This window comes from Chryseomicrobium excrementi (assembly GCF_002798305.1).
GTDB classification, from domain to species: Bacteria; Bacillota; Bacilli; order Bacillales_A; family Planococcaceae; genus Chryseomicrobium; species Chryseomicrobium excrementi.
In genome coordinates this window covers 41,824-67,623 of record NZ_PCGR01000002.1, presented here as the reverse complement: position 1 = coordinate 67,623, position 25,800 = coordinate 41,824, and the positions used below count along the sequence as shown (strand labels likewise).

General features: G+C 44.9%; 30 protein-coding genes. 13 read left to right on the top strand and 17 right to left on the bottom strand.

Annotation, left to right across the window (positions count from 1 at the left end; translation table 11 throughout):
* Nucleotides 1-5: 5 nt before the first annotated feature.
* A complete protein-coding gene (locus CQS04_RS04890) occupies nucleotides 6-617 on the bottom strand; it encodes a DedA family protein (protein ID WP_100353066.1) in 612 nt (203 codons plus the stop codon).
* A gap of 218 nt (nucleotides 618-835) precedes the next feature.
* On the opposite strand from CQS04_RS04890, the gene CQS04_RS04885 reads away from it, so the two are divergent.
* The 9 genes from CQS04_RS04885 to CQS04_RS04845 all read left to right on the top strand — a co-directional run bounded on the left by CQS04_RS04885 (nucleotide 836) and on the right by CQS04_RS04845 (nucleotide 8,409).
* On the top strand, nucleotides 836-1,183 hold the full coding sequence (locus CQS04_RS04885; RefSeq protein ID WP_100353065.1) for a lmo0954 family membrane protein: 348 nt from the start codon (nucleotides 836-838) through the stop codon (nucleotides 1,181-1,183).
* Nucleotides 1,184-1,196: 13 nt separating this feature from the next.
* A complete protein-coding gene (locus tag CQS04_RS04880) occupies nucleotides 1,197-1,868 on the top strand; it encodes a PspA/IM30 family protein (protein ID WP_100353064.1) in 672 nt (223 codons plus the stop codon).
* Between the two features lie 49 nt (nucleotides 1,869-1,917).
* Nucleotides 1,918-2,616, top strand: a complete 699-nt coding sequence (gene liaF / locus CQS04_RS04875) for a cell wall-active antibiotics response protein LiaF (protein WP_100353063.1) — start codon at nucleotides 1,918-1,920, stop codon at nucleotides 2,614-2,616.
* Complete coding sequence (locus CQS04_RS04870) at nucleotides 2,613-3,641, top strand: sensor histidine kinase (protein ID WP_100353062.1); 1,029 nt, start codon at nucleotides 2,613-2,615, stop codon at nucleotides 3,639-3,641. Before liaF ends, CQS04_RS04870 begins: the two co-directional genes overlap by 4 nt.
* Entirely contained in the window at nucleotides 3,638-4,273 is a 636-nt protein-coding gene (locus CQS04_RS04865; protein ID WP_100353061.1) for a response regulator, read from the top strand. The genes CQS04_RS04870 and CQS04_RS04865 overlap by 4 nt, the downstream gene beginning before the upstream one ends.
* Before the next feature lie 70 nt (nucleotides 4,274-4,343).
* Nucleotides 4,344-5,786 (top strand): magnesium transporter CorA family protein, encoded by a 1,443-nt coding sequence (locus CQS04_RS04860; protein WP_100353060.1) that lies wholly within the window; start codon nucleotides 4,344-4,346, stop codon nucleotides 5,784-5,786.
* 77 nt (nucleotides 5,787-5,863) lie between these two features.
* Nucleotides 5,864-6,745: an ABC transporter ATP-binding protein gene (locus CQS04_RS04855; protein WP_100353059.1), complete on the top strand. Its 882-nt coding sequence runs from the start codon at nucleotides 5,864-5,866 to the stop codon at nucleotides 6,743-6,745.
* On the top strand, nucleotides 6,742-7,536 hold the full coding sequence (locus CQS04_RS04850; RefSeq protein WP_100353058.1) for an ABC transporter permease subunit: 795 nt from the start codon (nucleotides 6,742-6,744) through the stop codon (nucleotides 7,534-7,536). Before CQS04_RS04855 ends, CQS04_RS04850 begins: the two co-directional genes overlap by 4 nt.
* Nucleotides 7,537-7,596: 60 nt before the next feature.
* Nucleotides 7,597-8,409 carry an aldo/keto reductase gene (locus CQS04_RS04845; protein ID WP_100353057.1) on the top strand — a complete coding sequence of 271 codons (813 nt, stop codon included), beginning with the start codon at nucleotides 7,597-7,599 and terminating at the stop codon, nucleotides 8,407-8,409.
* A 178-nt stretch (nucleotides 8,410-8,587) separates the two neighbouring features.
* Here CQS04_RS04845 and CQS04_RS04840 read toward each other — a convergent pair whose 3' ends face one another.
* The 12 genes from CQS04_RS04840 to aceA form a co-directional block, all read right to left on the bottom strand.
* Nucleotides 8,588-9,208, bottom strand: coding sequence for an FMN-binding negative transcriptional regulator (locus CQS04_RS04840; RefSeq protein WP_100353056.1), 621 nt, complete (start codon nucleotides 9,206-9,208; stop codon nucleotides 8,588-8,590).
* Nucleotides 9,208-9,738 carry a GNAT family N-acetyltransferase gene (locus tag CQS04_RS04835; protein ID WP_100353055.1) on the bottom strand — a complete coding sequence of 177 codons (531 nt, stop codon included), beginning with the start codon at nucleotides 9,736-9,738 and terminating at the stop codon, nucleotides 9,208-9,210. The genes CQS04_RS04840 and CQS04_RS04835 overlap by 1 nt, the downstream gene beginning before the upstream one ends.
* A gap of 16 nt (nucleotides 9,739-9,754) precedes the next feature.
* Nucleotides 9,755-10,207 carry a MarR family winged helix-turn-helix transcriptional regulator gene (locus CQS04_RS04830; protein WP_094944540.1) on the bottom strand — a complete coding sequence of 151 codons (453 nt, stop codon included), beginning with the start codon at nucleotides 10,205-10,207 and terminating at the stop codon, nucleotides 9,755-9,757.
* Between the two features lie 114 nt (nucleotides 10,208-10,321).
* Nucleotides 10,322-10,690 (bottom strand): MmcQ/YjbR family DNA-binding protein, encoded by a 369-nt coding sequence (locus tag CQS04_RS04825; protein WP_100353054.1) that lies wholly within the window; start codon nucleotides 10,688-10,690, stop codon nucleotides 10,322-10,324.
* 4 nt (nucleotides 10,691-10,694) lie between these two features.
* Nucleotides 10,695-11,066 (bottom strand): DUF2750 domain-containing protein, encoded by a 372-nt coding sequence (locus CQS04_RS04820; protein ID WP_165775458.1) that lies wholly within the window; start codon nucleotides 11,064-11,066, stop codon nucleotides 10,695-10,697.
* A gap of 47 nt (nucleotides 11,067-11,113) precedes the next feature.
* Nucleotides 11,114-13,234, bottom strand: a complete 2,121-nt coding sequence (locus tag CQS04_RS04815) for a sensor histidine kinase (RefSeq protein ID WP_100353052.1) — start codon at nucleotides 13,232-13,234, stop codon at nucleotides 11,114-11,116.
* Nucleotides 13,231-13,356 carry a hypothetical protein gene (locus CQS04_RS13990; protein WP_279327668.1) on the bottom strand — a complete coding sequence of 42 codons (126 nt, stop codon included), beginning with the start codon at nucleotides 13,354-13,356 and terminating at the stop codon, nucleotides 13,231-13,233. Before CQS04_RS13990 ends, CQS04_RS04815 begins: the two co-directional genes overlap by 4 nt.
* Nucleotides 13,357-13,375: 19 nt before the next feature.
* Nucleotides 13,376-14,068, bottom strand: coding sequence for a response regulator transcription factor (locus CQS04_RS04810; RefSeq protein ID WP_100353051.1), 693 nt, complete (start codon nucleotides 14,066-14,068; stop codon nucleotides 13,376-13,378).
* 26 nt (nucleotides 14,069-14,094) lie between these two features.
* Entirely contained in the window at nucleotides 14,095-14,577 is a 483-nt protein-coding gene (locus CQS04_RS04805) for a DUF421 domain-containing protein (protein ID WP_100353050.1), read from the bottom strand.
* A gap of 229 nt (nucleotides 14,578-14,806) precedes the next feature.
* Nucleotides 14,807-14,929: a protein YhfH gene (gene yhfH, locus CQS04_RS04800; RefSeq protein WP_094944531.1), complete on the bottom strand. Its 123-nt coding sequence runs from the start codon at nucleotides 14,927-14,929 to the stop codon at nucleotides 14,807-14,809.
* Nucleotides 14,910-16,535, bottom strand: a complete 1,626-nt coding sequence (gene aceB / locus CQS04_RS04795; RefSeq protein ID WP_100353049.1) for a malate synthase A — start codon at nucleotides 16,533-16,535, stop codon at nucleotides 14,910-14,912. The genes yhfH and aceB overlap by 20 nt, the downstream gene beginning before the upstream one ends.
* Before the next feature lie 22 nt (nucleotides 16,536-16,557).
* On the bottom strand, nucleotides 16,558-17,841 hold the full coding sequence (gene aceA, locus CQS04_RS04790) for an isocitrate lyase (RefSeq protein WP_100353048.1): 1,284 nt from the start codon (nucleotides 17,839-17,841) through the stop codon (nucleotides 16,558-16,560).
* Nucleotides 17,842-18,009: 168 nt separating this feature from the next.
* Here aceA and CQS04_RS04785 point away from each other — a divergent pair, with 168 nt between their 5' ends.
* Complete coding sequence (locus CQS04_RS04785) at nucleotides 18,010-18,351, top strand: LytR/AlgR family response regulator transcription factor (RefSeq protein WP_100353047.1); 342 nt, start codon at nucleotides 18,010-18,012, stop codon at nucleotides 18,349-18,351.
* A 56-nt stretch (nucleotides 18,352-18,407) separates the two neighbouring features.
* On the opposite strand, the gene CQS04_RS04780 is transcribed toward CQS04_RS04785, so the two are convergent.
* The 4 genes from CQS04_RS04780 to CQS04_RS04765 form a co-directional block, all read right to left on the bottom strand.
* Nucleotides 18,408-19,310 (bottom strand): ABC transporter ATP-binding protein, encoded by a 903-nt coding sequence (locus CQS04_RS04780; protein ID WP_100353046.1) that lies wholly within the window; start codon nucleotides 19,308-19,310, stop codon nucleotides 18,408-18,410.
* Nucleotides 19,311-19,322: 12 nt separating this feature from the next.
* Nucleotides 19,323-20,537 (bottom strand): ABC transporter permease, encoded by a 1,215-nt coding sequence (locus CQS04_RS04775; RefSeq protein WP_100353045.1) that lies wholly within the window; start codon nucleotides 20,535-20,537, stop codon nucleotides 19,323-19,325.
* A 13-nt stretch (nucleotides 20,538-20,550) separates the two neighbouring features.
* Nucleotides 20,551-21,669 (bottom strand): hypothetical protein, encoded by a 1,119-nt coding sequence (locus CQS04_RS04770; RefSeq protein WP_100353044.1) that lies wholly within the window; start codon nucleotides 21,667-21,669, stop codon nucleotides 20,551-20,553.
* A 155-nt stretch (nucleotides 21,670-21,824) separates the two neighbouring features.
* The gene (locus CQS04_RS04765; RefSeq protein ID WP_100353043.1) at nucleotides 21,825-22,709 is read right to left on the bottom strand and encodes a DMT family transporter; all 885 of its coding nucleotides are present in this window, start codon (nucleotides 22,707-22,709) and stop codon (nucleotides 21,825-21,827) included.
* A 59-nt stretch (nucleotides 22,710-22,768) separates the two neighbouring features.
* Here CQS04_RS04765 and CQS04_RS04760 point away from each other — a divergent pair, with 59 nt between their 5' ends.
* The 3 genes from CQS04_RS04760 (at nucleotide 22,769) to CQS04_RS04750 (ending at nucleotide 25,431) form a co-directional block, all read left to right on the top strand.
* On the top strand, nucleotides 22,769-22,999 hold the full coding sequence (locus CQS04_RS04760; RefSeq protein WP_094944519.1) for an excisionase family DNA-binding protein: 231 nt from the start codon (nucleotides 22,769-22,771) through the stop codon (nucleotides 22,997-22,999).
* Nucleotides 23,000-23,166: 167 nt separating this feature from the next.
* Entirely contained in the window at nucleotides 23,167-24,699 is a 1,533-nt protein-coding gene (locus CQS04_RS04755) for an AbgT family transporter (RefSeq protein ID WP_100353042.1), read from the top strand.
* 159 nt (nucleotides 24,700-24,858) lie between these two features.
* A complete protein-coding gene (locus CQS04_RS04750; protein WP_100353041.1) occupies nucleotides 24,859-25,431 on the top strand; it encodes a lipoprotein in 573 nt (190 codons plus the stop codon).
* The last annotated feature ends 369 nt before the right edge of the window (nucleotides 25,432-25,800 follow it).

The window sequence follows — 25,800 nt, the reverse complement described above, 5'->3', positions numbered from 1 at the left end:
TCTCCTTATGCATGTTTCTTTTTCTTATTAAAAAACCAGATGAGCCATCCGATAGCCACAACAACCAAGATGACATAAATAATATTTGAGTAGATGTCGAAGTATCCGACTAAGGAGTGCCAGTTCTCACCTAATGCTGCTCCTGCACTAACCAAAATCGTATTCCAGATAACCGTACCAAGAGTCGTAAACAACAAGAACGTACTAAAGCGCATGTTGGACATCCCCGCTGGAATCGAAATCAAGCTTCGTACTAGAGGCACTAAACGCCCTAAAAATACAGCCCAAGGTCCAATCCGGTCAAACCAAGCATCTGCACGGTGGATATCATGTTTCGTAACACGTAACCAACGTCCATGCTTTTCAACAATCTTCTCTAGACGCTCTACATCCAACTGCAGACCGATAAAATATAAAATCACAGCTCCCACTACAGAACCCAGAGTCGCCACTGCAATCACACCAGGAATCGTCATTGATGTAGTTGTCGTCATGAATCCACCAAGCGTCAAAATAATCTCTGACGGAATCGGAGGAAAGACGTTTTCAATCATAATTAGTAAAAAGACGCCCCAGTAACCAAAGTCACTTAGCCAGTCTGTTATCCATTGTTCCATAATAAGCCGCCTTTACAATAAGTTCGATACGGAAACGTTCCCGAATCGGCTCTATTTGAAACGTCTACTAGATGAAAAAGTTCCATTCATTAGTATAGCAGATAGCAAGTTGTAGTGCCTCTACATCTTAAGACCGATTCGAAAATCGGCACTACGCCCGTTTGGGGATACCAAGAACCCATCTATACTCAAGGTATACAAACAAGGAGGGAAACATGATGAAAAAATTTCTGTACATTGTACTCGGCATTACCGGCGCTATCGTCGTCCTTGCCAACTTGGGCTCGCTGATCGGGCTCGCCTTTTCCGCACTGCTCGTTATTGGAGGACTGCACTACTTCCTTCAAAGTCATTCCACGCTTGGTAAGGTCTTTTGGGCAACTGTTGGAATCGTCGGCTTACTAACGGCTGTTTCAAACATCCCAGCCTTTCTAGGACTCGCTGCTATCGCTTTGATATGGTATGCGATCCGTAAATGGAATGGTGAACCGGTCGCGATGAAAACGAAATCGAACGACCCTTTCGAAAACTTTGAACGTGAATGGAAACAGATTACACGAAACTAAGGAGGAACCACCCATGACAAACGTATTTCAACGATTAGCGGAAACATTCGAACACGACGTCCGCCAACTGTTTAACCGCCAGGAAGTACATGCATCCACTTCAAAAACAGCTGCAAATCCCATTCAAGCTTTAAACACCTACATCAGAGACGCAGAAAAACGCACCGAGCAGACGAAACGCTGGGTAGAACGTCAAGCTCAGTTGAAAACAAAGCTTGAAGAAGAACAAACGGAGGCGAAGACACTTTTAGTGAAGCGTCAAAGCCAGTATGAACTTGCCTTGTTGACAAATGAACAAGATCTCATCGACTATGCGAGAATGGAAGTCGATACCTACGAAAATCGAATCCATGTCCTTACATCTAGCATCCAACGTGCCACAGAAGAATTGATTCTTCTTGAGCGTAAACATGAAGAGATGAAGCATAAAGTGAAAGATATGAAAGTGCGTCAACTCCAACTGATGAGCACAGAGAATGTAGCGAAAGCGCATCGTGATATGGATCAAGTGATTGAAGAGTCTCTCCATTCTCGACCACTTGCTTCTCAAGAAGACATGGAACGTTATTTCGAGCAGCCCAAAGCACCTGCTCACGAGCCAGAAGTGCCTGCTTCAACTCTCGAGGAACGCTTAGAGCAGCTGTCAAAAAATCAAGAGACAAAAACTGAATCACGTGTAGAATAGAAAGCAGAGGGAGTTCCCTCTGTTTTTTCCAACGATAGGGGGAAATCACATGTCTTCAAACAATCAAACCAATCGCTATTCCTTACTCCTCATTGGATTTATCGCATTATTGGCCGCAGAGACATTGGTGTTCGAAAACGGCTCGATTGTTGTTGTTGTTGTGGGACTAGTCCTGCTTTACATGGGGATGCGCCGCAGCAATCGCGTGTTATTTTGGATTGGCCTTGTACTCCTCTTTATTACGGTCTTTTCTATGGTCACGACCCGACTGATTTTATTCGGTTTAGTACTGTACATCTTATATAAAGTATGGAAGAAAGAACCTATTCCGTCATGGGAGCAGCTCCATTTTTCGGATTCGGCTACAGACTCACAGGTATTGCAGCAACGGATGTTTTCCACACAAATCACGTCTTCTGAGCCTTACGCCTGGAAAGATGTGCATATCCAAAGTGTATTTGGAGACTATGACTTGGATCTGACAAACACCATCTTGCCGAAAGGTACATCGTTCATCTCGATTCGAAAGGTTTTGGGAAAGACGACTATTCTTGTTCCTTATGGGGTAAATGTACGAGTTTACTACTCAACTATTGTAGGAGAGGCTTGTCTGTTCGAAGAACCGGTGAAGCGGTTGTGGAATCAGAGCTATCATATCGAAAACCGCACGCAACTAGACACGGACACTCCAGAACTCATCATAACTGTGGCAAGCTGGCTGGGTGATTTGGAGGTGCTTCGTAAATGAGGCAGTTCACTGTATTGTTTTTAGTCTTCGCCGTTATCTGGCACGCATTGGTTTTCACATTGCTCACTTTATTATGGGGATGGCCCACGTTTGAGACGTGGTCTCCTCTTTACGAGCAAACATTTGCGGACCTCCCACTCGGTTTCTGGATCAGTTTTGTGATTTTTGGAATCAGTTTACTGTATTTTTTACTAGCCAAGCGCTCAGTAAGTGAACTGGATCGGACGGTTCAATCTGCGCTCACTTCTTTATATGAAGGCGATGGATTACCGAAACGTTTGAATGGTCGTGTCAGCAAACGACTGGTGACCGGTTTTGAAAGAACCGCTCAATTACTGGATACCCAACGAAAGACGCTAACTCGTATATCTGAAGAGAAAGCGGAATCACAAGCGAAGTTGATTCAAGAACGCGTCGTCGAGGAACGCCAAAGACTCGCACGAGAGCTTCACGATTCAGTATCCCAGCAACTTTTTGGCGCCTCTATGCTCGCATCAAGCATGATGGAGATTGAAGCACAGAATGGTGCCCCGTCTCGCAGTCTTGAACAACTCGAGCGAGCTATCCATCAAGCCCAACTGGAGATGCGGGCACTTCTACTGCACCTTAGACCTGCTGGACTACATGACCGGACTCTCTCAGAAGGTCTGGATGAACTTCTCCAAGAACTGCAGCAAAAAGTGCAACTCAAATTAAAATGGCACCTTGATTCTGTAAAACTATCTAAAGCTTCAGAAGATCACTTGTTCCGCATTGCGCAAGAGACCCTCTCCAACACCCTTCGTCACGCACAGGCAACAGAAATGGAAGTTCGGTTAATGGATCAACCGCAGCTCATCATTTTCCGAGTACAAGACAACGGCGTCGGATTTGATTCGACCAAGTTAAAGCCTGGTGCGTATGGTCTAGGAAACGTCTACGAACGTGCTGTCGAGATGGGTGCGACCGCTAAAGTGGTATCCGTGCCAAATCAAGGTACTTTTGTAGAAGTCCAAGTCCCTAAACGTCAGGAGGAAGTTCGATGATTCGTATACTACTAGCAGATGATCATGAAATGGTGCGTATTGGAGTGGCCGCCTATTTGCAGGCACAGCCGGATATGGACGTCGTCGCAGAAGCATCTGATGGCGAAGAAGCCATTGAACTTGCTCTAGAACATCGTCCCGACGTCATTTTAATGGATATGGTCATGCCAAAGAAGACGGGCGCTGAAGCAACAGCTGCCATTGTCAAAGAGTGGCCGGAAGCACGCATCATGATGGTGACGAGCTTTATCGATGACGATAAAGTGTATGCTGCTTTAGAGGCTGGCGCAGTGAGTTACTTGTTGAAAACGTCCAAAGCTTCTCATATCGCCGAAGCGATTCGCAAGACATTTGATGGACAGGCTGTATTAGAACCGGAAGTGACGACGAAGATGATAGCCCGCATGAGAGCACCTGAACGTGCGTTACATGACGACCTGACGGAGCGTGAGATGGAAATCTTGCTACTAATGGCAAAAGGATTGAGCAATCAAGAGATTGCCGATCATGCCTACATCACTTTAAAAACCGCCAAAACTCATGTGAGCAATATTTTATCTAAGCTCGACGTCCAAGATAGGACGCAAGCCGTGATTTATGCCTATGAACATCAGCTTATTTCTAAAGGTTGAACGTTTACCTTTGACTAAAGAGTGGAAAAGTGACACTAAATAAGCTTTTTAGAGAAGGGAGACGCACGCGATGAAACCAGTAGAATTGACTCCATTAGAGATTGAACATGGCTACGTCAACTTCTTATTCCCTTTCGCTTTTCTTGAAAAGAAACGACAAGAATTGATGAAAGAGCTCGAAAATGAAAACTATACTTTCTTTTGTCTGGATAAAACGGAACTAGAAGATGCATTTTACGGAGAGAGCATAGAAGTGCGACATGCGGAACTGGAACAGTATTTTTTCCCGTTCGTTGAAGATAAGCTATTCCCTTCTAAACCGAATCCCGATGCATTCAGTCGCTTCTCCCGGTCGTTTGAAGAGGTTGGCGAACTGCTCGTGGACGGTAGGTGTACGAACTTCCAAATTCATAGTTTAGATATCACGTTATGCCCTTTCGGGATTGGTCTGATAACCATTCGTTTAGAAGTGAATGAAAAGCATCAATTGCATGAGTTTTTGAACTTCATTCACCATTTCCGAGTAGTCGAAGCCAAACTTGAGGAAGAACGCGGAGGTATCATTCGAGCCAATGAGCGCACGTACACATCCACGAGTGACTACATATTTGAACATATGATCCCTTGCCTACACCCGTTCATTTTACGTGAGCACCGGTTACCAGGATATTTTGGCACACTCCCTTATTTTGAAGATGAACGTATGTATAGTTCTGCCTTCTTATTTGCGACACCGGGTCAAGAATTGACAGATGATCAAATCTACCGGCTTGGTCAATTAGACGGCATTAACCTTAAAGGCGAACCATTCATTTCGAGTACGTCGCCTGATTATGTCGATCGCTATATGAAACGACATACGCATGATCGCTCTGCCCCCTTCACCTACACGGTGACATCCGAATACACGCACTCTACCCTGACTGTCTGTGACCCAGAAGATATGCATGACGAGTTACGCCAGTTCATGAGCACGCACTATTATAATTTGTTACTACATTACTTTTATCGCATCATGCTACTTCGTCTTTCTTTTGAACATAGTAATGTCAGTTGGAAAAAAGATGAGTCCTACGTAGAAGAATTGATTGAAATGATTTCTAAATTCTCGGCTCGTTACTACTTCGGAGAGGTCTCTGTCCGTTCTACAGGAAAAGAACACGCTAAAACCTTCGTCGATATTTTTCATTTGGATGAAACTTTCCGCGAAGTTCGCGATACATTGAACGAATTGTACCGAACGCAGGAAAATCAAGCAGACAAGCGCCAAAACTATCTTCTATTCATGTTGACCACATTCACGGTCGTCTCTGGAATTTACGGGATGAACTTGGTCATCGAAGACTGGAAAGGCTTTACGGACTGGAGTAAAGTGCCGGGCTATTCCTTCTTCGAGTGGATTTCTTTGATTGTCGCGCTGACAGGAATCGGGCTTTCTTTCCTACTGATCCTAGTCACTCTTGGTGGTACCCTACGAAAACGGTACCGTCGTTATAAACGGAGCCAATTCTAAACTTCTCTAGTACCTCTAGAGGAGTTTTTTTAATTATCTCGAATGGTATATAGACAACCTGAAAAGAGGTGTTCGTGATGATTCAGCTCCACTCATTAACTAAAAAGTTTTCAGAGAAACAAGGGTTGTTTGACGTTTCGTTTACTGTTGAACCAGGGACTGTGTTTGGTTTTATTGGTCCAAATGGTGCAGGTAAATCCACAGCCATCCGCCATTTGATGGGCTTGTTGAAACCCGATTCTGGTTCTGCGACTATTGGGAGTTTTGATTGCTGGAACGACTCAGAGCGTGTGAAAGCGTTAGTCGGGTATCTTCCTGGAGAGATTAGCTTCCCTGCTGACTTGACGGGCGAAGATATCTTGACACTGACTCGCCGCATGGATAAGACGTCTCCCGAGCGAGAGAAAGAACTGCGTGCCTTGTTCCCTATCGATACCTCAGTGAAAGTTCGCAAGATGTCAAAGGGAATGAAACAAAAGCTCGCTATTATCCGGTGCTTCATGAAAGACGCCCCTGTCTATTTATTAGATGAGCCTACTAGTGGCTTAGATCCATTGATGCAAGAACGATTTTTGGAGCTCGTGTTGAAAGAGAAAGATGCTGGTAAAGCGATTTTGATGAGTTCACACCACTTCCCTGAAATGGAGAAGACTTGTGACCAAGCAGCTCTCATCCGAAACGGTCGGATCATCATGCAAGACTCCATTGAAGGTTTAATTGCGAACAGTCGAAAACTGTTCCATATCGAATTTGCGTCTGCTGAAGATGCAGTGGCGTTCGCTGGTTCTCTCAACGGTCACGTGATTGGAAATCGCGTCGATGTCTCTGTTTCGACTACTGATGAACTGAATACTCTGCTCCAAAAAGTCAGTCAGTATCGTGTCTCTTCTTTCCGCTCGGCGCCTGCGGACCTGGAGATCGTCTTTATCCATTACTACGCTGAGGAGGGGTCGTTATGATACGCGCTTTACTCAAAGACAATTTAGGGTGGATTCTCGGTTATAGTATCGGAACAAGTCTTTATATTTTGATGATCGCGGCCATTTATCCATCGATTGCTGAGACCGGCCTGATTGATGCCAAGTTAGACTCCCTGCCGCCAGAACTTCTTGAAATCTTTCAGTTTGATCCTGCCACGATGATGGACAGTGTATTGAATATTTTGTCTGGGAACTATTACGGCTTGATCTTCCAGATTGTCGCTTTGTTGTTTGCACTAACGGCTGCCTCTCGTTTGCTTGCTCGTCCCATTGATTCTGGAGAACTGATGTTGTACTTAAGTGCACCGATTTCTCGTAGCACCTACGTATTTAGCGTTGCCGGTATCGGAATCGCTGCATCCGCTCTTGTGGCGTTATTAAATGCTCTGGTGTTGTGGGGAAGCGATATGGTGTGGAACTTAGATCTAAATTATGAAGCGGTTGTAGCATTATGCGTATCAAGCTTCTTCTTATTAACTGCTTTATTTGCAGTGGCCCTCTTCTTCTCAACATTGTTTAATGAATCACGAAAGTCGTACCTTCTCGGTGCAGCGCTATTTGGTATCATGGTGGTTTTGATGATTGTAAGTGGTTTGAGTGTAGACTATGAGTGGCTAAAGAGCTTCTCTCTCTTCACTTTGTTTGATGCAAACGCCATTATTCAAGGAAGTAGTGACTGGGTGCTCCATTGTGTGATTTTAGCTTTAATAGCTGTGGTGTTCTTTATACTTTCATCGTTCACCTTTAAACGACGAAATCTGACACTTTAATGTTTTGAGAATCGAAATACTAGTGGTAAAATGAAGACCGAATCGAAAGGAGAGGTTTTCATGGAATTTGTCACATTAAGTAATGGTACTAAGATTCCCCAAATCGGCTTTGGCGTTTGGCGTGTCGATAACGATACAGAAGCACCATCAGCCGTAGAAGAAGCATTGCGTGCAGGCTACCGTCATATCGATACAGCGGCTGTCTATAAAAATGAAGAAGGCGTTGCAAAAGGAATCGCCGCATCTGGCGTTGCCCGTGAAGAAATCTTCTTGACGAGCAAAATCTGGAATGACGATATCCGCGAGCGTCGCACGAAAGAAGCATTTGCTGAATCTCTTGAGCGCCTGCAGACAGACTATATGGACCTTTGCTTATTGCACTGGCCAGTAGACGGTATTGTAGAAGCATGGGCTGCGCTTGTTGACCTCTATCAAGAAGGCAAAATCAAGTCGATTGGTGTTTCCAACTTCAAGCAACATCACTTGGATCAGTTAGAAGAAGCTGGTCTAATGAAACCAATGGTGAATCAAATTGAATTGCATCCACAAAACCCACAACGTGCGTTTGTGACATCTCTACAAGAGGCTGGCATTCACGTAGAAGCGTGGAGTCCTTTGATGCAAGGGAAGTTCTTAGAGTTCCCACTATTTGAAGAGCTTGCAGAAAAGCATGGCAAAGCCCCTTCTCAAGTGGTCCTTCGCTGGCACTTACAGCACGGTCACATCGCTTTACCAAAATCTGTGACACCTGCTCGTATCCACGAAAACTTAGCTGTATTTGACTTCGAGCTTTCTGCAGACGACATGGCAGCAATTGATGCCATCGCAACAGATGTTCGTCTAGGTCCAGATCCGGACGAAATTGATTTTTAATAGTTGTATAGAAATGAACCCCGAATCTTAAATGGATTCGGGGTTTTTTGATTTTGGATTTCTTAATTAACGACCGGTAGGCTGAGTTTAGCGACTGAAGCTGGTGATTTAACGACCTTGAGGCGACGTTTAGTGCCCTGCGATCTTCCATTTAATGCCCCAAATGATTTTATGGGAACTAATCGCTCGTTCTTAGTCGTTCCATCTCACTAGCGACTTGATGAGCTCCAGTATCGGGTTCTTTCTTCAATTGGTCAATGATAGTAGCATAATCATGATCTTTCCAATTTTGACTCATCTTATAAGCAGCTTGTACTTCCGTAGTCTCTACTACAAAGCCTACAATTCCTTTGATCTCTCGCTCAAGAAGTTCTGGTGTTACCGTCTCCCAAAGAACAGGATGTTCCCTATGCTGTTCATAGGTAAACATCAACTGTTTCAAGTCGTCTCGTAGTTCCTCATCGGTCTGTTTTCGAATCGGACCGTAAACATGAACGGCTTGATAGTTCCACGTCGGCACCTGCTCTTCTTCATACCAAGAAGATGATATGTAGGAATGAGGTCCCTGAAAGATCACAAGTGCTTCCTTCGTTTCTTCCCATGTTTTCCATTGCGAATTGCCATATGCAACGTGTCCACTGATTAGCAGGTCCTCACCATCCCTTCGAACAATCACGGGTATATGGGTGGCCAAAGGACGTCCCTCTCTTGTAGTTACAAGTGTCGCAAAGCTATGCGTTTTCAAGAATGACCAAATTTCCTCCGAGTCTTTTATATGGAATCGTTTAGGAATATACATCAGCGCACCTCTTCTTTCACCACTTTTACGAGTATGTAATCAATCTGTTCGTCATCGCCCATAAAGAAAGAATGCTGACCTATCTGTTCAAATCCTATCTTCTTGTAAAAAGCTAGAGCATTGTTATTGTTTTCCCAGACACCAAGCCAAATTTTTGATTTCCCTAGTTCCTTCGCTCTCTCCAGCGCTTTATCATAAAGTAGTTTACCTAACCCAAGTTTCTGAAACTCTTGCAAAACATAGATCCGTTCGATTTCTAGATGATCAGCGTCCATAGGCTCTGTCTGTGCAGCCAACTGGTTGATTTTTAAATAAGCGGCGACTACTCCATCTGTTTCTACTACATAAAATTCAGAATGCGGATTCTCCAATTCCTGACGAATCTTGGCATCAGCAAATGCCTTCTCTAGATAGTCGTTCATATTCTCTTCTGTGTTGTAGGCTACGAACGTCTCAAAATACGTTTGGCGACCTATCTGTTGAATAGCGGTTGCATCTTCTATTGTGCATTGTCTTATAGTGAATGGCATCTTCAATCAATCCTTCTTAATAGATTCGTTTGTTTCCTTTTTTCACAGTTTCCCAGTCTTTTTCGATATTCCCTCTAACTTTAACCAACATTTTTTCTAATAGCTTTGCTTCATCCGCATTCAGGCCGTTCAATGCCACTTCCTCTGAATACTTATGCTCTTTAAGAATATTAGGGTATATTTCTAAACCTTTTGCGGTCGGGTATAAATATTTATTTTTACGGTTCGACTTTCCCACTCGTTTTTCTATCAGACCATTAAGCTCTAATTTCTGTATAGCTCTAGCTGCGGTAGTACGATCAACTTTGATTTGTTCCGCTACTTTCTCTTGAATTATGCCAGGCTGCTCGCAAATTCGGACTAAGTATAAGTAATGGCCTTTTGCTAAATCAAACTCTTTAAACTCAATGTTACTGATGGAATCAAGAGCTCTAGCAATCATTCCAATCTCTCTAAGAATCTCCGTCATTTACTCACCTCTGATCTATCATTTGTTATAGTTAATCTAAACTATTATTGTTGTAAATGCAACAAAAATAGTTGAAAAAAATCCCCCTTCTCGAAAAGAGAAAGAGGATTTGGTTTAATAATCACCTAAAATTTCACGCTGCGTGCGTTTCGGAAGTTTTTCCAACACCTGCTCATACGAATGGCGAATCAACTTTGCAGTCAACTCATCCGGTAACTCTGCATCTCGGTAAATCGAGTTCCAATGCGTCTTGTTCATATAGTAGCCAGGAACAATCGCATCATACTCAGTACGAAGTTCTTCAGCATATGAAGGTTCTGCTTTTAACGTTAAGATAGCTGTTCCCTCTTTGTCGCCACCAAGCATTGCATACATCTTGTCACCTATCATGTAGCGATCAGCAGCCCACTCTTCTTTGTAATCATGAGTAGTCCCAGGTAAAGCCAGAAAGAACGCATGGAGAGCTTCGTTATCGTTCAGCATCTGCTCACGCCTCGCTCTCTAGATCTTCCAAATCTTCGAGCAGTGTTTCTGCTTCTACTAAAATCTCGTCTTTTGCTGTGGAGAACACAGAAATTTGGATTTCGTCTTTTTCAAGACCCGGTAGCCAAGCTTCCATAAACTCATCCAAAGCGATTGGTTTAGGTGTGAACCCAGGCCATTCTTTAGCGGCTTGGTGCTTTGCAAACTCTTCTGAAGGCCAGAAGAAGATGCGTTGTGCGCCTTTCGCGTCTTCTGCTGTTGCCCAGCCCTCTTGGAACAGTCCCCATACTTGTTTGCTCTCTGCTACTGTGTGCAAAAAGACTTCATACCGCGTATCTGCCGGCAGACGTGTCAGTTCATGCAATTCTTTTTTCATCCGAACCGCCTCCTTTTCTCTCATCGTACCACAATCCGAGAGACGCGTCAGACGGTTCCTTTAGGAATTCGAATCGTCACCTTGAACAAGTCTCCATCGAGATCCAGTTCAAATTGTCCTCCGTGTAAAGAAACAATGGATTGCGCTATCGCAAGCCCAAGTCCAGAACCTTCTGTGTGACGAGATTGATCGCCACGTTTAAAGCGCTCTGTAAGTTCTGCAGTATCGTCCCCGAGTTCATACTGCGAGACGTTCTTGAATGTTAAGATAGCTTCTCCAAACGATTCTTGCAACGCTAGATAGACTCGAGTTCCCGGCATGGAATACTTACTGATGTTTAGAAGTAAATTGTCCATCACTCGCCACATCTTTTGTCCATCAACCTGTGCCATTATCGGTTGTGATGCAATAGAAACACGTAAGTCCAAATTCTGCTTATCAAGTGCTTCTTGCTGTTCAGCTATAGACTGTTGGAGTAATGATGCTAAGTCGACTTGCGCTTTTTGAAGCTCAATGTTGCCAGAGGCCATCTTCGAAACATCGAACAAGTCTTCAATCAAAGTTTTCAAACGAGCTGACTTCCGTTCTAAGACATCGACATATTGAGCGCGTTCTTCGACTGTCAGATTTGGATTTTTCAATAGATCTGTATACGTAATAATCGATGTTAAAGGCGTCCGTAAATCATGACTCACATTTGTTATCAATTCCGACTTCAATCGTTCACTCTTCACTTGCGAAGAATGCGAGTAAATCAGCTGCTGACGAATTTCATTTAGCTTTCGCGCATGTGCAGCCAAGCGAGACCGACCTTTTTCCTGAAACGGCTCACTTACGAACCCTTCTGCCACTAATTCCGTACGTGCCATCGTACGATTCAGATAGGCAATACGACTAAACACAAAGTACAACGCTGGAATTCCGATGAATAGAGTAGCGGGAATCCAGATGAAGACCAATCCACCGATCACTCCAGATAAGGCAGTACCTAACCCCCAGAAAAACACGACAATTAAAACAAAAATCATTTGCACGGCTAGGCTTCGGTTTAAGAATAAACCTTTCATATTCTGTACTAAACGATTCAAAATCGAGTTTTTGTAAGTAAAGTCGTCCATCGTAAGTACTAGACTTATAAAACTTTGCAAAATGATTGCATTGATGGCGATGAGAACTAAGAACAAAAAGAATGTGAAGTCATCAAAGCCGTAATAAGTATTAAGCCCTCTAGACACTTGCCACAACATAACATAACTAAAGAAACCTAAAAACCCTACCATAGCTGCCCGTAATTCATGAGGTAGTTTTGCAAACTCGTCCATGAATGTACTTGCTAATAACTCGTGTTTCCATTTTTTCCAAAGAACCACACTCGCAAAGGCTGCAATGATTCCGAAAATCGTCAGCACCCAGAAGATGATTTTGCGTTGTTTAAAATCTTCAAGCTGGGAAGAGACATACGATTCCGGAAGAAATACGGTGCCACTATAATTGACAGGGATTGAACCTAACTCTGCTGATATAGGATCGCTGTCTTGTGTATAATAATCGATACGATCGGCATAGAGCCCTTCCGCTCCTCCTCCATAAGTTAATTGAAGGACGTTGGAAGAAAATCCTTCCATATCAAATGTTTTATTACTTCCGGTATTCGTTAGAGAATAGCCGATACCTGGATAGTTTGCTGAATAGATTTTCCGCTCTCTTGCAAGCCCTTGCAGATAATTGTCGACTTTCGTTTCCCACTCCGCCCTGAGCTTGGCTTCCACGTAGGAGTCCTCTTTAAAGTTTCTGCGAATATCCGCAATCTTCTCATCTCGCTCTTTAGCGAGTTCTTCACTCAGTTCCTCTCCACGCTCTGTCTCATACTGACTGTTAATATTCTCGATTTGCGTACTTAAATTGCCGTAACGAAAGCGGTATTCTTCTATGTCTGCATTCGTTACCGTATACGATTCCAGGAGCTCTTCTTTCGTTAAAGGTTCTGTGACTAGGGCCGGTAACCGCGTCACAATTTCGGATTCGAAGGTGTGATAAAATTCATCTGTCTCTTGAAACTCTTTCAATAGCTCTCTTCCTTGTCCAGCCCAACTAATAATAGTGGCCAGAATGAGAGTCAGTAACAAGGCAAGAGTCAGCCATTTTCCTAAATGTCGTTCTTTCTTCATCCTAATCCTCCTCGATCTACAAACCGCTTCAGCTGTGCGAGCCACTCCGATGATTCTGCTGCCTGCATGAAGCAATAACTGCAATATCCGATGGTGATGATTCCAATCAGCATAACAATCATAGATATTCTAGTCTCCCATTTACTTGTCCATTTTGTAGCCAACGCCCCACACCACCTTAATATATCTTGGATTTTTCGGATCTGCTTCCATCTTCTCGCGAATTTTTCGGATGTGGACGGCTACAATGTTTTCTGCGTTGTACGCCGGTTCTTGCCAGACTCGCTCGTAGATTTCGGAAATCGAGAACACACGACCTTGATTGCGCATGAACAGTTCAGTGATCTTGAACTCCGTCGGCGTGAGCTTGAGCGGCTCTCCATCGAGCGTTACAATTTTCGAGTCTTGGTCTAGAACTAAACCATCTTTTTCGACTACTGCCTGAATGCCTTCATATGTACCGAGCTTTGTAAAGCGTCTCAGCTGCGACTTCACTCGTGCCACCAGTTCCAACGGATGGAACGGCTTGGTAACGTAGTCATCTGCCCCTACTGACAGACCGTGAATCTTATCCCCGTCCTCTGACTTAGCAGACAACATAATAATCGGGATGTTTTTTGTCTCGCGTGCCTTGAATGTCGCTTGAATCCCATCCATCTGTGGCATCATGATGTCCATGATCACCAACTGGATGTCGTATTTCTCAAGAGCCTCTAGTGCCTCTACTCCGTTAGCGGCCTTGACCACCTGATACCCCTCGTTTTTTAAGTAGATTTCGATTCCGTCTCGAATCTCTTGGTCATCGTCTGTAACAAGAATTGTAAATGGTGTCATCGTCGACCGCCTCCTTCCTTCTGTTTCTATTGTACCTTGCAAATCTTAACAAGTAAGGGGGAGATTTCTGAAGAAATTCTTAAGAACGAAAAAATCCCCTCGCACGTTGCGAAGAGATCAATCGTCATTGCTGCTATCAATGTAGAGTTTGCCGTTCTCTTGAAGCTCGGCTTAGAAGATTTGCGCAGGATCTTCCCTTTGCGAATGACGACTGAGGGCTCATCATCTATGAGCATCTTCGCTCGCATAGATTTCAACGTAATCCAACTGACTAGAATCGTAAGAAGTGTCCACATGATAAGCGAAATCATACCGTCGATAAAAGGGGTCTCTTGTTGTCCCGCTAAATCTGCCGCAATCGAGCCGGTGGTGATGCCGGTGATGTAGTTGAACATTGTGAGCTGACTGAGCTGTTCTTTCCCACGAAAGCGCGTAAGGAGTAAGAGTACGGCAAAGGTTACTGTTGTGCGTAGGATCATTTCAAGTGCGTTGATGTCTTCCGTCCACATAGGGAATCACCTCTACCTGACAGTATGGACAGTAGTGGCCAACGTTAGACTGAAAACTTGAATTAGCGCCCAAGCTTGTTTGATTGGCGACCCAAAAGAATTAATTGACGCCCGTACTTTCCTCATTAAAGACCCTACTTCCTCCTTCAACGCCCCAACTGATTTTATGGAAACTACTTCATCCGTTCATCCGCAGAAAAAACCCCATCCTAAGATGGGGCACTTCCTATTATTCCGGCTGGTTGTTCAAGCAACGCTCACATTCAAATAGTTGAGACTCGACTTGCTCACGAATGACAGTGCCACACTCGCGGCATACTTTTGGGTTCGCTTCACGATTCGGTTGATTCATGGTCAGTCACCTCCTCTAACTGGTCATAGCCAGGTACTGTGAGAAATTCGATAAAGTCATCGTTTAGAACTAATCGTCTAAAGAGACCGGCAGCCTCTTCAAATCGTCCTGTGTCATAAACATCTTTTCCAAACTGTTGCTGTAGCTTTTGCAACTCTTCTTCAAGCACTTGATCCACAAGCTCGCCTGTGATCTTGCGACCGTCTTCAAGCTTTCCTTCTGGATGGCGAATCCATTGCCATACTTGTGTGCGAGAGATTTCGGCAGTTGCTGCGTCTTCCATCAAGTGATTGATAGGTGCTGCACCGTTTCCTCGTAACCAAGAAGCGATGTACTGAACGCCCACCGAACAGTTTACTCGTAAACCATTTTCTGTAATGGAGCCCGTTGGAACTTCCACTAAGTCCTCAGCCGTCACTTCCACATCGTCTCGCTTTCTTGAGATCTGGTTCGGTTCCGTCATATGCTCGTTGAATTCTTCAAGTGCCACAGCGACAAGTGCAGGGTGTGCAACCCATGTACCATCATGTCCGTCGGTCACTTCACGGCGCTTGTCTTCTCGAACTTTATCAAAAGCGGCGGCGTTAGCTTCTTCATCCCCTTTGATTGGAATCTGAGCTGCCATGCCTCCCATTGCAGGAGCATTGCGCTTGTGACATGTTTTGATAGCGAGAAGTGTGTAAGCCCGCATAAATGGTGACGTCATCGTCACTTGACTGCGATCCGGTAAGATGACATCCGGTTGGTTGCGCAGACGTTTGATGTAGCTGAAGATATAATCCCAGCGACCACAGTTCAGACCTGCTGAATGCTCTCGCAATTCATACAAGATCTCGTCCATTTGGAATGCTGCAGGAATTGTTTCAATCAACACCGTAGCTCGAATCGAACCTTGTGGGACACCAAGCGTGTCTTGTGCATATCTAAACACATCGTTCCAAAGACGTGCCTCCAAATAGTGTTCCAGCTTTGGCAAGTAGAAGTAAGGGCCACTTCCTCGTGCTAGCAGTTCCTTGGCGTTATGGAAGAAATAGAGTCCAAAGTCGAACAAGCCGCCTGACATCGGCTCTCCATCAACTTCCACATGTTTTTCGAGAAGATGCCAGCCTCTCGGACGAATCTGTAGTACGGCTACTTCTTCATTCAGTTGATACGTCTTTCCTGTCTCGGACTGTGTGAACGAGATCGTCTTGCGAATCGCATCGTACATATTGATTTGCCCATGAATCATGTTGTGCCAGGTAGGTGCAGTCGCATCTTCAAAACAGGCCATGAAGAGCTTCGCTCCTGAGTTGAGTGCGTTGATGACCATTTTGCGGTCGACCGGACCAGTGATTTCGACGCGTCTGTCCTGCAAATCTTTCGGGAGCTCGGCGACCGTCCAGTCGCCTTCCCGGATTGCTTTGGTCTCTTCTAAGAAATCGAGTTTGCCGCCTGCATCGAGCTGCTGCTGCCGTTCTTCACGTGCCTTAAGTAGCTCTTTACGGCGTTCATTGAATGTTCGGTGGAGCCCCTCTAAAAACTGCAGGGCTTCCGGAGTCAGCACACGTTCCGTGGCTTTGTCCTGGAGTCCTTTGATCTCAAGTGACGTCGTCAATTGTGTCATCTGTCCCACCCCTTCCCGGTCATCACGCAAATTGCGCGACTTCCGTAGATCCTTTCATTGCTGTCGTCGATGACATACCACCAGATACGATCTGCGATACTTCATCAAAGTAACCTGTACCCACTTCACGTTGGTGCTTCGTCGCAGTATAGCCTTTCGCCTCTGAATCGAATTCTGCTTGCTGCAGACGAGAATAAGCAGCCATGCCTTCTGTTTTATAAGCATGTGCTAGCTCGAACATGCCGTGGTTCAAGCTATGGAAACCAGCAAGTGTGACGAACTGGAACTTGTAGCCCATCTTCCCAAGCTCGACTTGGTACTTAGCAATCGTCTCTTGATCCAGATTTGCTTCCCAGTTGAATGATGGGGAACAGTTGTAAGCAAGCATCTTCCCTGGGAACTGCGCATGAATCGCATCTGCAAACTGCTTCGCTTCTTCAAGGCTTGGGTGAGATGTTTCACACCACACAAGGTCTGCATACGGTGCGTACGCAAGTCCACGTGCGATGGCCTGCTCGATACCCGGATTCGTTTTGAAGAAGCCTTCAGGAGTGCGTTCGCCTGTGATGAACGCATGGTCGCGCTCGTCGATGTCGCTTGTCACCATGTCTGCTGCGTCTGCATCCGTACGTGCTACGATTAGCGTTGGAACGTCTAGAACATCTGCTGCTAAACGAGCTGCTACAAGGTTGCGAATAGCGTTCTGTGTTGGAAGAAGAACTTTCCCGCCTAAGTGACCACATTTTTTCTCTGAAGCGAGTTGATCCTCTAAGTGAACACCTGCTGCTCCTGCTTCGATCATTCCTTTAATCAGTTCGAAAACATTCAGTGGACCACCGAATCCAGCTTCTGCGTCTGCTACGATTGGAGCGAACCAGTCAAACCCGTCATTGCGACCTTCTGCGTGATCAATTTGGTCCGCGCGCTGCAAAGCTTGGTTGATCCGCTTCACCACTGCTGGAACCGAGTTGGCTGGGTACAAGCTTTGATCCGGATACATCTGCCCAGATAGGTTAGCATCTGCTGCTACTTGCCAACCGCTTAAGTAGATAGCCTGTAAGCCTGCTTTCACTTGTTGTACGGCTTGGTTCCCAGTAAGCGCCCCCAGCGCGTTAATAAAATCTTCTGTATGAAGTGAGTTCCATAAACGTTCTGCTCCGCGGCGTGCTAATGTCTGTTCTACGACAACGGATCCTCGTAGTTTAACGACCTCTTCAGCTGTGTATGGACGCTCGATACCTTGCCAACGCTCACTCTCGTTCCACTCTTTACGTAATTGTTCAACCTGTTCTTGTCGTGTCATCATCTTCTATCTCACCCTTCGCGTAAGTTTCTGTTGCATAACAGTTTTAAATCTTGTAAATTAATATATAACAGAAAATTCAAACTGACACGGCTTTTTGACAAACAATAGAATTTTCATGACGAACCCCCTTTTTTCCACGACAAACTAAGATTTTAGAGGAGGAACACAATGGAACAGCTGACCGCATCTCGTTTTTTAACCGTCCGACAAGAAGAAGATTGGAAGCCTCTGCTCCTATCTGCTATCACACACGTGGAGAGTTTACATAAGAAGACATGGGTCTATGCAGACGGAGAAGCGTATTCGGTCTCGCATCCTTTAAAGGACCTCGAACGGAAGTTGCCTGAAGATTTCGTGCGAATCCACAGGTCTTTCATAGTTAACTTGTTGGCTGTCGAACGAATCACGCGGGATCTTGCTTCGAATTTGGTGATGGTGCTTGTGGATGGTAGCGAATTGCCGGTGGGTCAATCGTATGCGGCGGATGTGAAGCGGGTGCTGGGGATGTGACAACTAACAATCCATCATACACAAAAGCCCTCCAACTGGAGGGCTTTTACTCTATATCATTGGTATTCCATTGAATACAGGTCGTGAAGTGACACTTTGCCGAAATGGAAATCTGAAATATGGGATGCGACAAGGAAAGACACGAGCGCCGTGATCTGCTCGTCTGTTTGTTGCTGGATATCAATCAAGATTGTATCATTCGGTAACTTCTGCATCGCAAGCTCCGGAAACTTCGCAGCTATTTTCGCTGTCTCTTCTGCTGTTACTTTCGGAAGACGGATCGTCGTCACTGTTTCTGCGGAGAAGCCTGGCGCTAAATCATCTGCCAGATGCAGCTTACCGTTTTTGAAGAAGTAGATCTTGTCTGCGTACTGCTCGAGGTTCTCAAGTAAGTGGGAGGCAATGATGACGGTCTTGCCTTCACGCTTTTTCTCGACGAGAATCTGTGAGATCATCTCGACGTGGGTTGGATCTAGACCGTTCATGACTTCGTCCATCAACATGATTTTTGTATCCGAGACGATCTGCATTGCAAAGCAGAGACGCTGGCGCATCCCGAGAGAATACGTCCCTGTCTTCTTCTTTACATAAGAGGCCATACCTAGCTTGGTAATCGTATCTTCAATCAATTCTGGACGGCTGTTCCACATGGTCTGGTAGATCTTCATATGGTTCTTTCCTGACACATGGTTGTACAGCTCGTTCTGGTCTGGCATCATCGACATCACTTGATGAATCTTCACTTCATTCGGTTTACTTGTGTACTTCAGAGCGCCACCAACAATTACCTGCCCTTGTTTAGGAGACAGGTAGTTCATGATGACGTTCATCAACGTGGACTTTCCTGTCCCATTCGGCGCTACGAGGCCGATAATCTGACCTGATTCAAATGTGATCGAGATATCATCGAGCACGCGCTTCTCTTGAAACTGCATGCCAATCTGTTTCAGCTCAAGCATTTGATTCCCTCCTTACTTGGTATATGAAAAACGCTTATTAGTGGTAATGAGCAAGATAATTAAGATACAAACTGCAGCGCTGCCAGCGACGAGGAGCATGCCTCGCTCCATTGTGAAGAGCTGGGAAGCATAAAGGAAGTCTCGCGTTCCAGAGATGACTTGACCGACTTGGATATACGATGTCGGATACCAGTACGCATCGGTGAATGGGCTGACGGCTCGCTCGAAATACAAGAATTCGGCAAAGATGATAGCTAGCCCGACTGCAATATTGATAAATTCAAGACGCACTGTAATACTCAAAAGAATGATAACCGCTACTAGCGCTACAAACCATAGAGTTAAAAATGCCAGATTTAACAATAAGAATTCCCACATCGGAATTCGAGTAAATAGTTCAGGACCCGGATTGAAAATACTCATAGCGGTGTTGTATATAGGCACCCCTAGCATAAAGTCTCCAAACCCCTCTCTCAAACCAATGAGGACTAGACCAGCCCCTAATGGAAAGAGTGCAGCGATACTCCCTACAATCGCCACGATGCCTTTTCCAAACATCCGCTTCCAATCAGCTAATGGGAAACCTTTGACGAGACTTGGATTACGCCGGTCTTTCAAAACGATGTCAGCAGTTAGAACGACACTGCTAATAAGGATTACAAAAGGCAAAAAATCGGATAGGAGTCTTTGTAGTGTCTGAATGGCTGTTCGCTCTTCGAAGAGTTCATACGAGAGTTTATGCTCCCCTTCGGTATAATCTTGAAATCGGCTTGCTGTGTAGCCGTACCCGTAGAAGCCGTCATCTTTTGCAAAACGATTTCCGTAGGTATAGTACAAAGGATTGTAGTAGAACAAGTCTCCACTACTATAGATCGTTTGATTTGAAAATTCGTACCAATCTTCAGTTGCCGAGGCATATGCTGCAAGATCTTGTTCATCAAGTGCATTGACTCGTTGCAACTCGAGCTTATTCCAATCAGGAAACAGAAACTTCGCGTATTCAACGAGTGGGTAGAGCTGATCTCTTCCTTCTACACTTTCTAAAAACGCTTCCCGCGTATCATACGCCGCCTGCATCTCGTCACGACTCACTTTTTCGATTGGTTCATAGTTCGGTGCTACTGCAACTGCATAATAGAGACTGAGGAGCAGCAAGATGATGTACACCGCTTGGTTCTTTTTGTTGCCGATAAATTGCAACACTTCCCATTTGATAAAATTCCACATAGCAGTCCCCTCCTTACGCTCGTTGTAATTTCCCGCTTGATAAGAACCCTTTGACGAGGGCGAGCAGAAGTACCAAATAGATGCTCAAGATGATCAGTCCCATTGAAGCAGATAGTTCTGCTGGGTACGCTCCCAGAAGACTCTCTCCTCGCAACAGAGCCGGGAAATTGACATAGTGATACGGGTACCAAGGCACAAGCGATGCAAGACGTGGAAACATTAATGGTAATGCCACGAGGCCCAGTTGAATAAAGACCGTGATGTAGACATTCCGTACCAACACGTTCAAAATCACCGAGCTGACGATGGCCACAAGAGATAACAACAGCATATAGCCGATAGCGAAGCTGCTGTACGATAGCACAGAGTGAATCTCTACCTCTCCGTTCCATACGGAGATGACACTAGAAAGAGTTCCCCAGGCTCCAAGGAACCCGTAAGGCAGACTGAACACTAGCAATGTCAAAACGAATAAACATGTGATGCTCCAAGTCACGAGCACTTTTGCGAGCACATACCGGTCGAATGCAATCGGATAGCCTTTGATTAGGGTCGTATGGCGAAAATCTTCAATCATGATATTGGAAGAATAAACGGCAATGATTAGGAACCAAAACGCTCCGACGAATCCGAGCAGATACATTAAAAACTGCGTATACGAATACGCTTCAAAAGGTGGCGGCGAATCTAATTGCGCCAAATAACTGTAATAGTAATAATCGAGCTCGTTTTCAATCATTTGTGGCATGATGTCCGCAACCTTGTCATACTCATCCATCGTGAATGCCTCTTTGCGCAGCTGGGTCAAGCGAAGAGCAGACTCTAAATAGAGCTCGGGTCGTTCTACTTTCAATGCCATCCCCTGTTTCGTATAGGCATGATCTTGTTGCACGACATTTTTATAAAGAGGACTACCTGGACCGTTCTCGGTAGCATCGACTACCTGAAACTTGTTCAGAGCTACTTTTACTGTCAGAGACTCGTTTGATTTCTCAGCAATCGGATTGCCTAAATCAATCTGATACGAATAGATGCTGATAGCTAGCGAGAAAACCGCAATAGCCAGTAATGCAAAGAGCGTCTTTTTATCTGTCCGCTCGACAAGAAAAATGGTTTTTAACATGCGAATCATTTTAATGACCCCTCACTTTAATTTTCACACTTTTCTATCATCTCAAAAAACAGCCTCCCTGAGTACCCATTAGTTAAATTTAGTTAAACTTTCATCAAATATGTTATAGGATGCACTGTTTTTACAAACGAAAAAACCTGAGTCCGCGTGCAGACTCAGGTTTTTGTATATACTACTGGCTTTGAATAGCGGGATCCGACCGTCAGCACGACGATACTTCCAAGCAGTAGCGCGATCCCCACCCATGAATTCCACGTGAACACTTCTCTTACTACTACAACTCCTAAAATAGCGGCAGTTGTCGGTTCAGCAAGGGATAAGGTGAGTGCAGAGCTTGAAGGAATCTTTCGCAGTCCGGTCGTATAGAATACATAAGCAAGCGTTGTCGTGCCAATTCCGAGATATAGCAGAATTGCAGCATTGATAGGTTCCACTGTCCACGCCGCTCCGTTGATGAAATAGAAAGGAGTCAACAACAGCGCAGCTACGCTAAATGTCATCGCGACAGCTGAGACTGCATCGTGCTTCGCTACAAGTGCCTTGCTCGACATCGTGTAGATGGCAAAGACGATCCCTGCCCCTAATGACAAAATCACACCCACCGGGTTGACCGTCAGCGTTCCGGAGTTCAAGAACAAGAAGACACAGCCGACCAGAGCGAAAAGGGTCGAGATCACCCAGATACGCGTTGGGCGTTGTTTAAAGATACTCCACTCTACAAGGCCAGAAAATACTGGCGCGCTCCCGATAGCGACTACGCTGGCGATTGCCACCCCAGTCAGTTTAACGCTGCTAAAAAATAGCATTTGGAACAATCCGATACAAAGTGCTGCAAGTAAGGTCTCTTTCCAAGACCACTGCTTTAAATTGATTTTACGAAGGATCAGTAAAGGAAGGAGCAGTGTCAAGCCGCCCACTGCCGAACGAGCTGCCGCTACAACAAATGGGTGTGCATCGGCCGGCAAAAATGTCTGAGCCGTCCCCGTCGTTCCCCACAATATCGCTCCAAGTAATACTAGTAAATATGGTAAACTAGACAATGAAATCGCTCCTTGCCAAAGTGGTTCGTCCTATTCAGTATACAAGGAGGTCTGTTCGCATGTATAGAACGATTGAAGAAACCGCCGCGTACCTCCAGATGCCGGAAGAGCAGGTTCGGCGTTATGTTCTTGAAAAGCGCATCAAAGCTGTGCACGATGGCGACCAATTTTTAATCAATGACGAGCAATTCAACCGTCATTTTGAACAACTAGAGCAAGTGAAGGCTCTGATCGATGAGTGGCGCAATACACCCATCCCTGAAGATCCCGATATTAAAGACGAAGACTGATCCCAGCTACTCTGTAGTTGGGATTTTTACTGTTCCCCCTATTCGCAATCCTTTTGCAATTCCGGATATTCCGCAAAGCCTTTTTATTCACTTTAAACCTCCTTATAATAAGTAAATGCCTATATAAGCAATTGTCAGAATTGCGATAGAATTTTGGAGGTTATGAAATGGAAACTACGAAAAAACGCGGGTTCATTCTGCGTTCACTCGATGGCATTGAAGCCGTTGGGAATAAGCTGCCGCATCCGGTCACGTTATTCGCGCTGTTCTCTGTGATCATCTTAGTGCTTTCAGCTATCTTCTCGACACTTGGTGTCAGCGTTGAAGATCCGATGAATCCAGGCGAAACGTTAACCGTTAAAAACTTATTGAACTCGGAAGGGATTCTTTACCTGTTCGAGAGTATGGTCACGAACTTCACAGGATTTGCTCCTCTTGGAACAGTCCTTGTGACAATGCTTGGTATTGGTCTTGCAGAACGCTCTGGTTTAATCAGTGCGGCACTTCGCGGATTGGTTACTTCTGTACCTAAGCAATTGTTAACAGCTGCACTAGTATTCGGTGGGGTCATGTCTTCCATGGCTGCCGATGCAGGGTATGTTGTATTGACACCACTTGGTGCTGTTTTGTTTGCTGGTTTAGGCCGCCATCCACTTGCTGGTCTTGCTGCCGCGTTCGCTGGGGTTTCAGGTGGATTCAGCGCAAACTTACTACTGACATCTCTTGATCCACTTCTAGGTGGATTGACGCAAGATGCTGCCGCTATTTTCAATGCAGACTATGCAGAAACCATCAACTATGCGATGAACTACTACTTCATGATTGCTTCCGTATTCATGATTACAATCGTCGGCACAATTGTCACTGAGAAAATTGTAGAACCACGTCTTGGAGCTTATAAAGGAGACGTGAAAGAAGAAGTAAATTACTTATCTCCACTAGAGAAAAAAGGTCTTTGGGGTGCGTTGATTTCTATCGTCATCGTATCAATCGGTCTAGCACTTCTTGTCATCCCATCTTGGGGACCACTTCGTGCTGGCGCAGAGAACTTAGTAGATGCACCGTTCTTCCATGTACTAGTTCCAGTTATTTTGATTCTGTTCATCGTACCTGGTTACGTGTACGGGAAAATCACTAAAGCGATTCAGAACGATAAAGATGTAGCCAATCAGCTATCTGAAACAATGGAAACGATGGGTTCGTATATCGTTCTTGCGTTTGTAGCGGCTCAGTTCGTTGCATACTTCACAACTTCGAACTTAGGTCTTGTACTAGCAGTTAACGGGGCGGAATTATTGGAGAGCACAGGATTCACTGGCTTCCCACTCATTATTGCATTCCTATTGATCACAGGTTTTATCAACCTGTTCATTGGTAGTGCTTCTGCAAAATGGGCAATCATGGCTCCGGTATTTGTACCGATTATGATGAACCTCGGCTATACACCAGAATTGACGCAAGTCGTGTACCGTATTGCCGATTCTTCAACGAACATCATCTCTCCGTTGATGCCGTACTTCGCAATCGTGATTGCGTTTGCTCAGAAGTATGATAAGAAAGTCGGAATCGGAACTTTAATTGCAACCATGCTTCCATATTCCATTGCATTCTTCATCGTCTGGACGATTATGTTGTTCATTTGGATGGCACTTGGTATCGATCTTGGACCTGGTTCTGGAATCTACATGCCAAAAGAATAGACTTAGTAAACTGCAGTCTCACTCGAACTATTGAGTAAGGCTGCAGTTTTTTGTCGAAAAATCGAGAAATTAGGTCACTACTTCCAATTAGGTCTACTGCCCTCTTTTCAGATTATTCAATCAGTGATAAAGTAACGTCTAGAGGGGGAATCGAACAACATGAAGAAATGGCTTTTAGCAGCAGTGGCTGTTGGCATGCTTGCAGGCTGCCAAGACGACAACGAGACTACGCAACCGAAAGAAACAGAAGGTCCTTCTTCTGAAGTGGAACAAAAAATTGAAGAGGCACTGGGTACAGATGTAGCCATTCCTACTTTGGATAACCACGAAATCGGCTTAGCGTATTTAGAAGAAGGCGTTCAAGAGGAAAACCAAACGTCTGCTCACTTGATCTACCAAACGACGAAAAAGCCAATGGAAGGCTTAACAGCTGAGACTTGGGGCAAACAAAACGACGTGGAAGTCTTACACGGTGAACTGTTCAAAGATGCCCCATTAGTTGAGCTAGACATCTACCCAGAAACATACGGGACTCTAGACAATGCTGAAAAACGAGAAATTGCAGGCGAAGAAGTGGACTATTCACTGATTCCTGGATCCACTCGCAGTACAGCATACATTGGCTTTGACAAAGAAGGCGCGGGCTACATGATTCAGTATCATTTGGCACAGAACCAATCCGTTGAAGAAGCGTTCTCATTTGCAGAGCAAATTATTGAAGGTTTGAATTAAAAGAATCCTTGTCTTCTCACTTAGTGTGGGAGGGCAAGGATTTTTTGTGTGGGTTTGGTTTCCATAGAACGACTTGGGATCTAGAAGCGAGTTTACTTGTTCTAGAAAGTGACCTACATGTTCTAGAAAATCCTTTCCATGTCGAAGAAATCGCTTCACTTGTTCCAGAACGACCGCTCACCTTCCAGAAAACCCATTAGAGTCTTAAAACCTTCTTAGTAAGGGCGAGCCTGTTCCACATCTAGTGATATCGAGTTGCAGGCGTTAGAAATACACGTAAAAACCATTCACCCCAACCGAGGCAAAGAGCGCCTCACTTGGTGCGCCTGGTTTTCACGAGATTTCTGATCGAACGCCTTTCACATCTAA

Coding starts and splice junctions, on each gene's coding strand:
- CQS04_RS04815 (WP_100353052.1), bottom strand. CDS start 13,234: ATGAAGAAAGAACGACATTTAGGAAAATGGCTGACTCTTGCCTTGTTA.
- aceA (WP_100353048.1), bottom strand. CDS start 17,841: ATGATGACACGACAAGAACAGGTTGAACAATTACGTAAAGAGTGGAAC.
- CQS04_RS04845 (WP_100353057.1), top strand. CDS start 7,597: ATGGAATTTGTCACATTAAGTAATGGTACTAAGATTCCCCAAATCGGC.
- CQS04_RS04880 (WP_100353064.1), top strand. CDS start 1,197: ATGACAAACGTATTTCAACGATTAGCGGAAACATTCGAACACGACGTC.
- CQS04_RS04810 (WP_100353051.1), bottom strand. CDS start 14,068: ATGACACCATTTACAATTCTTGTTACAGACGATGACCAAGAGATTCGA.
- CQS04_RS04840 (WP_100353056.1), bottom strand. CDS start 9,208: ATGTATATTCCTAAACGATTCCATATAAAAGACTCGGAGGAAATTTGG.
- CQS04_RS04775 (WP_100353045.1), bottom strand. CDS start 20,537: ATGTGGAATTTTATCAAATGGGAAGTGTTGCAATTTATCGGCAACAAA.
- CQS04_RS04770 (WP_100353044.1), bottom strand. CDS start 21,669: ATGATTCGCATGTTAAAAACCATTTTTCTTGTCGAGCGGACAGATAAA.
- CQS04_RS04805 (WP_100353050.1), bottom strand. CDS start 14,577: ATGTGGACGGAAGACATCAACGCACTTGAAATGATCCTACGCACAACA.
- CQS04_RS04835 (WP_100353055.1), bottom strand. CDS start 9,738: ATGCCATTCACTATAAGACAATGCACAATAGAAGATGCAACCGCTATT.
- CQS04_RS04780 (WP_100353046.1), bottom strand. CDS start 19,310: ATGCTTGAGCTGAAACAGATTGGCATGCAGTTTCAAGAGAAGCGCGTG.
- yhfH (WP_094944531.1), bottom strand. CDS start 14,929: ATGAATCAACCGAATCGTGAAGCGAACCCAAAAGTATGCCGCGAGTGT.
- CQS04_RS04755 (WP_100353042.1), top strand. CDS start 23,167: ATGGAAACTACGAAAAAACGCGGGTTCATTCTGCGTTCACTCGATGGC.
- liaF (WP_100353063.1), top strand. CDS start 1,918: ATGTCTTCAAACAATCAAACCAATCGCTATTCCTTACTCCTCATTGGA.
- CQS04_RS04865 (WP_100353061.1), top strand. CDS start 3,638: ATGATTCGTATACTACTAGCAGATGATCATGAAATGGTGCGTATTGGA.
- CQS04_RS04785 (WP_100353047.1), top strand. CDS start 18,010: ATGGAACAGCTGACCGCATCTCGTTTTTTAACCGTCCGACAAGAAGAA.
- CQS04_RS04850 (WP_100353058.1), top strand. CDS start 6,742: ATGATACGCGCTTTACTCAAAGACAATTTAGGGTGGATTCTCGGTTAT.
- CQS04_RS04870 (WP_100353062.1), top strand. CDS start 2,613: ATGAGGCAGTTCACTGTATTGTTTTTAGTCTTCGCCGTTATCTGGCAC.
- CQS04_RS13990 (WP_279327668.1), bottom strand. CDS start 13,356: ATGATTGTTATGCTGATTGGAATCATCACCATCGGATATTGCAGTTAT.
- aceB (WP_100353049.1), bottom strand. CDS start 16,535: ATGACACAATTGACGACGTCACTTGAGATCAAAGGACTCCAGGACAAA.
- CQS04_RS04820 (WP_165775458.1), bottom strand. CDS start 11,066: ATGAAAAAAGAATTGCATGAACTGACACGTCTGCCGGCAGATACGCGG.
- CQS04_RS04855 (WP_100353059.1), top strand. CDS start 5,864: ATGATTCAGCTCCACTCATTAACTAAAAAGTTTTCAGAGAAACAAGGG.
- CQS04_RS04750 (WP_100353041.1), top strand. CDS start 24,859: ATGAAGAAATGGCTTTTAGCAGCAGTGGCTGTTGGCATGCTTGCAGGC.
- CQS04_RS04885 (WP_100353065.1), top strand. CDS start 836: ATGAAAAAATTTCTGTACATTGTACTCGGCATTACCGGCGCTATCGTC.
- CQS04_RS04890 (WP_100353066.1), bottom strand. CDS start 617: ATGGAACAATGGATAACAGACTGGCTAAGTGACTTTGGTTACTGGGGC.
- CQS04_RS04825 (WP_100353054.1), bottom strand. CDS start 10,690: ATGCTGAACGATAACGAAGCTCTCCATGCGTTCTTTCTGGCTTTACCT.
- CQS04_RS04760 (WP_094944519.1), top strand. CDS start 22,769: ATGTATAGAACGATTGAAGAAACCGCCGCGTACCTCCAGATGCCGGAA.
- CQS04_RS04830 (WP_094944540.1), bottom strand. CDS start 10,207: ATGACGGAGATTCTTAGAGAGATTGGAATGATTGCTAGAGCTCTTGAT.
- CQS04_RS04860 (WP_100353060.1), top strand. CDS start 4,344: ATGAAACCAGTAGAATTGACTCCATTAGAGATTGAACATGGCTACGTC.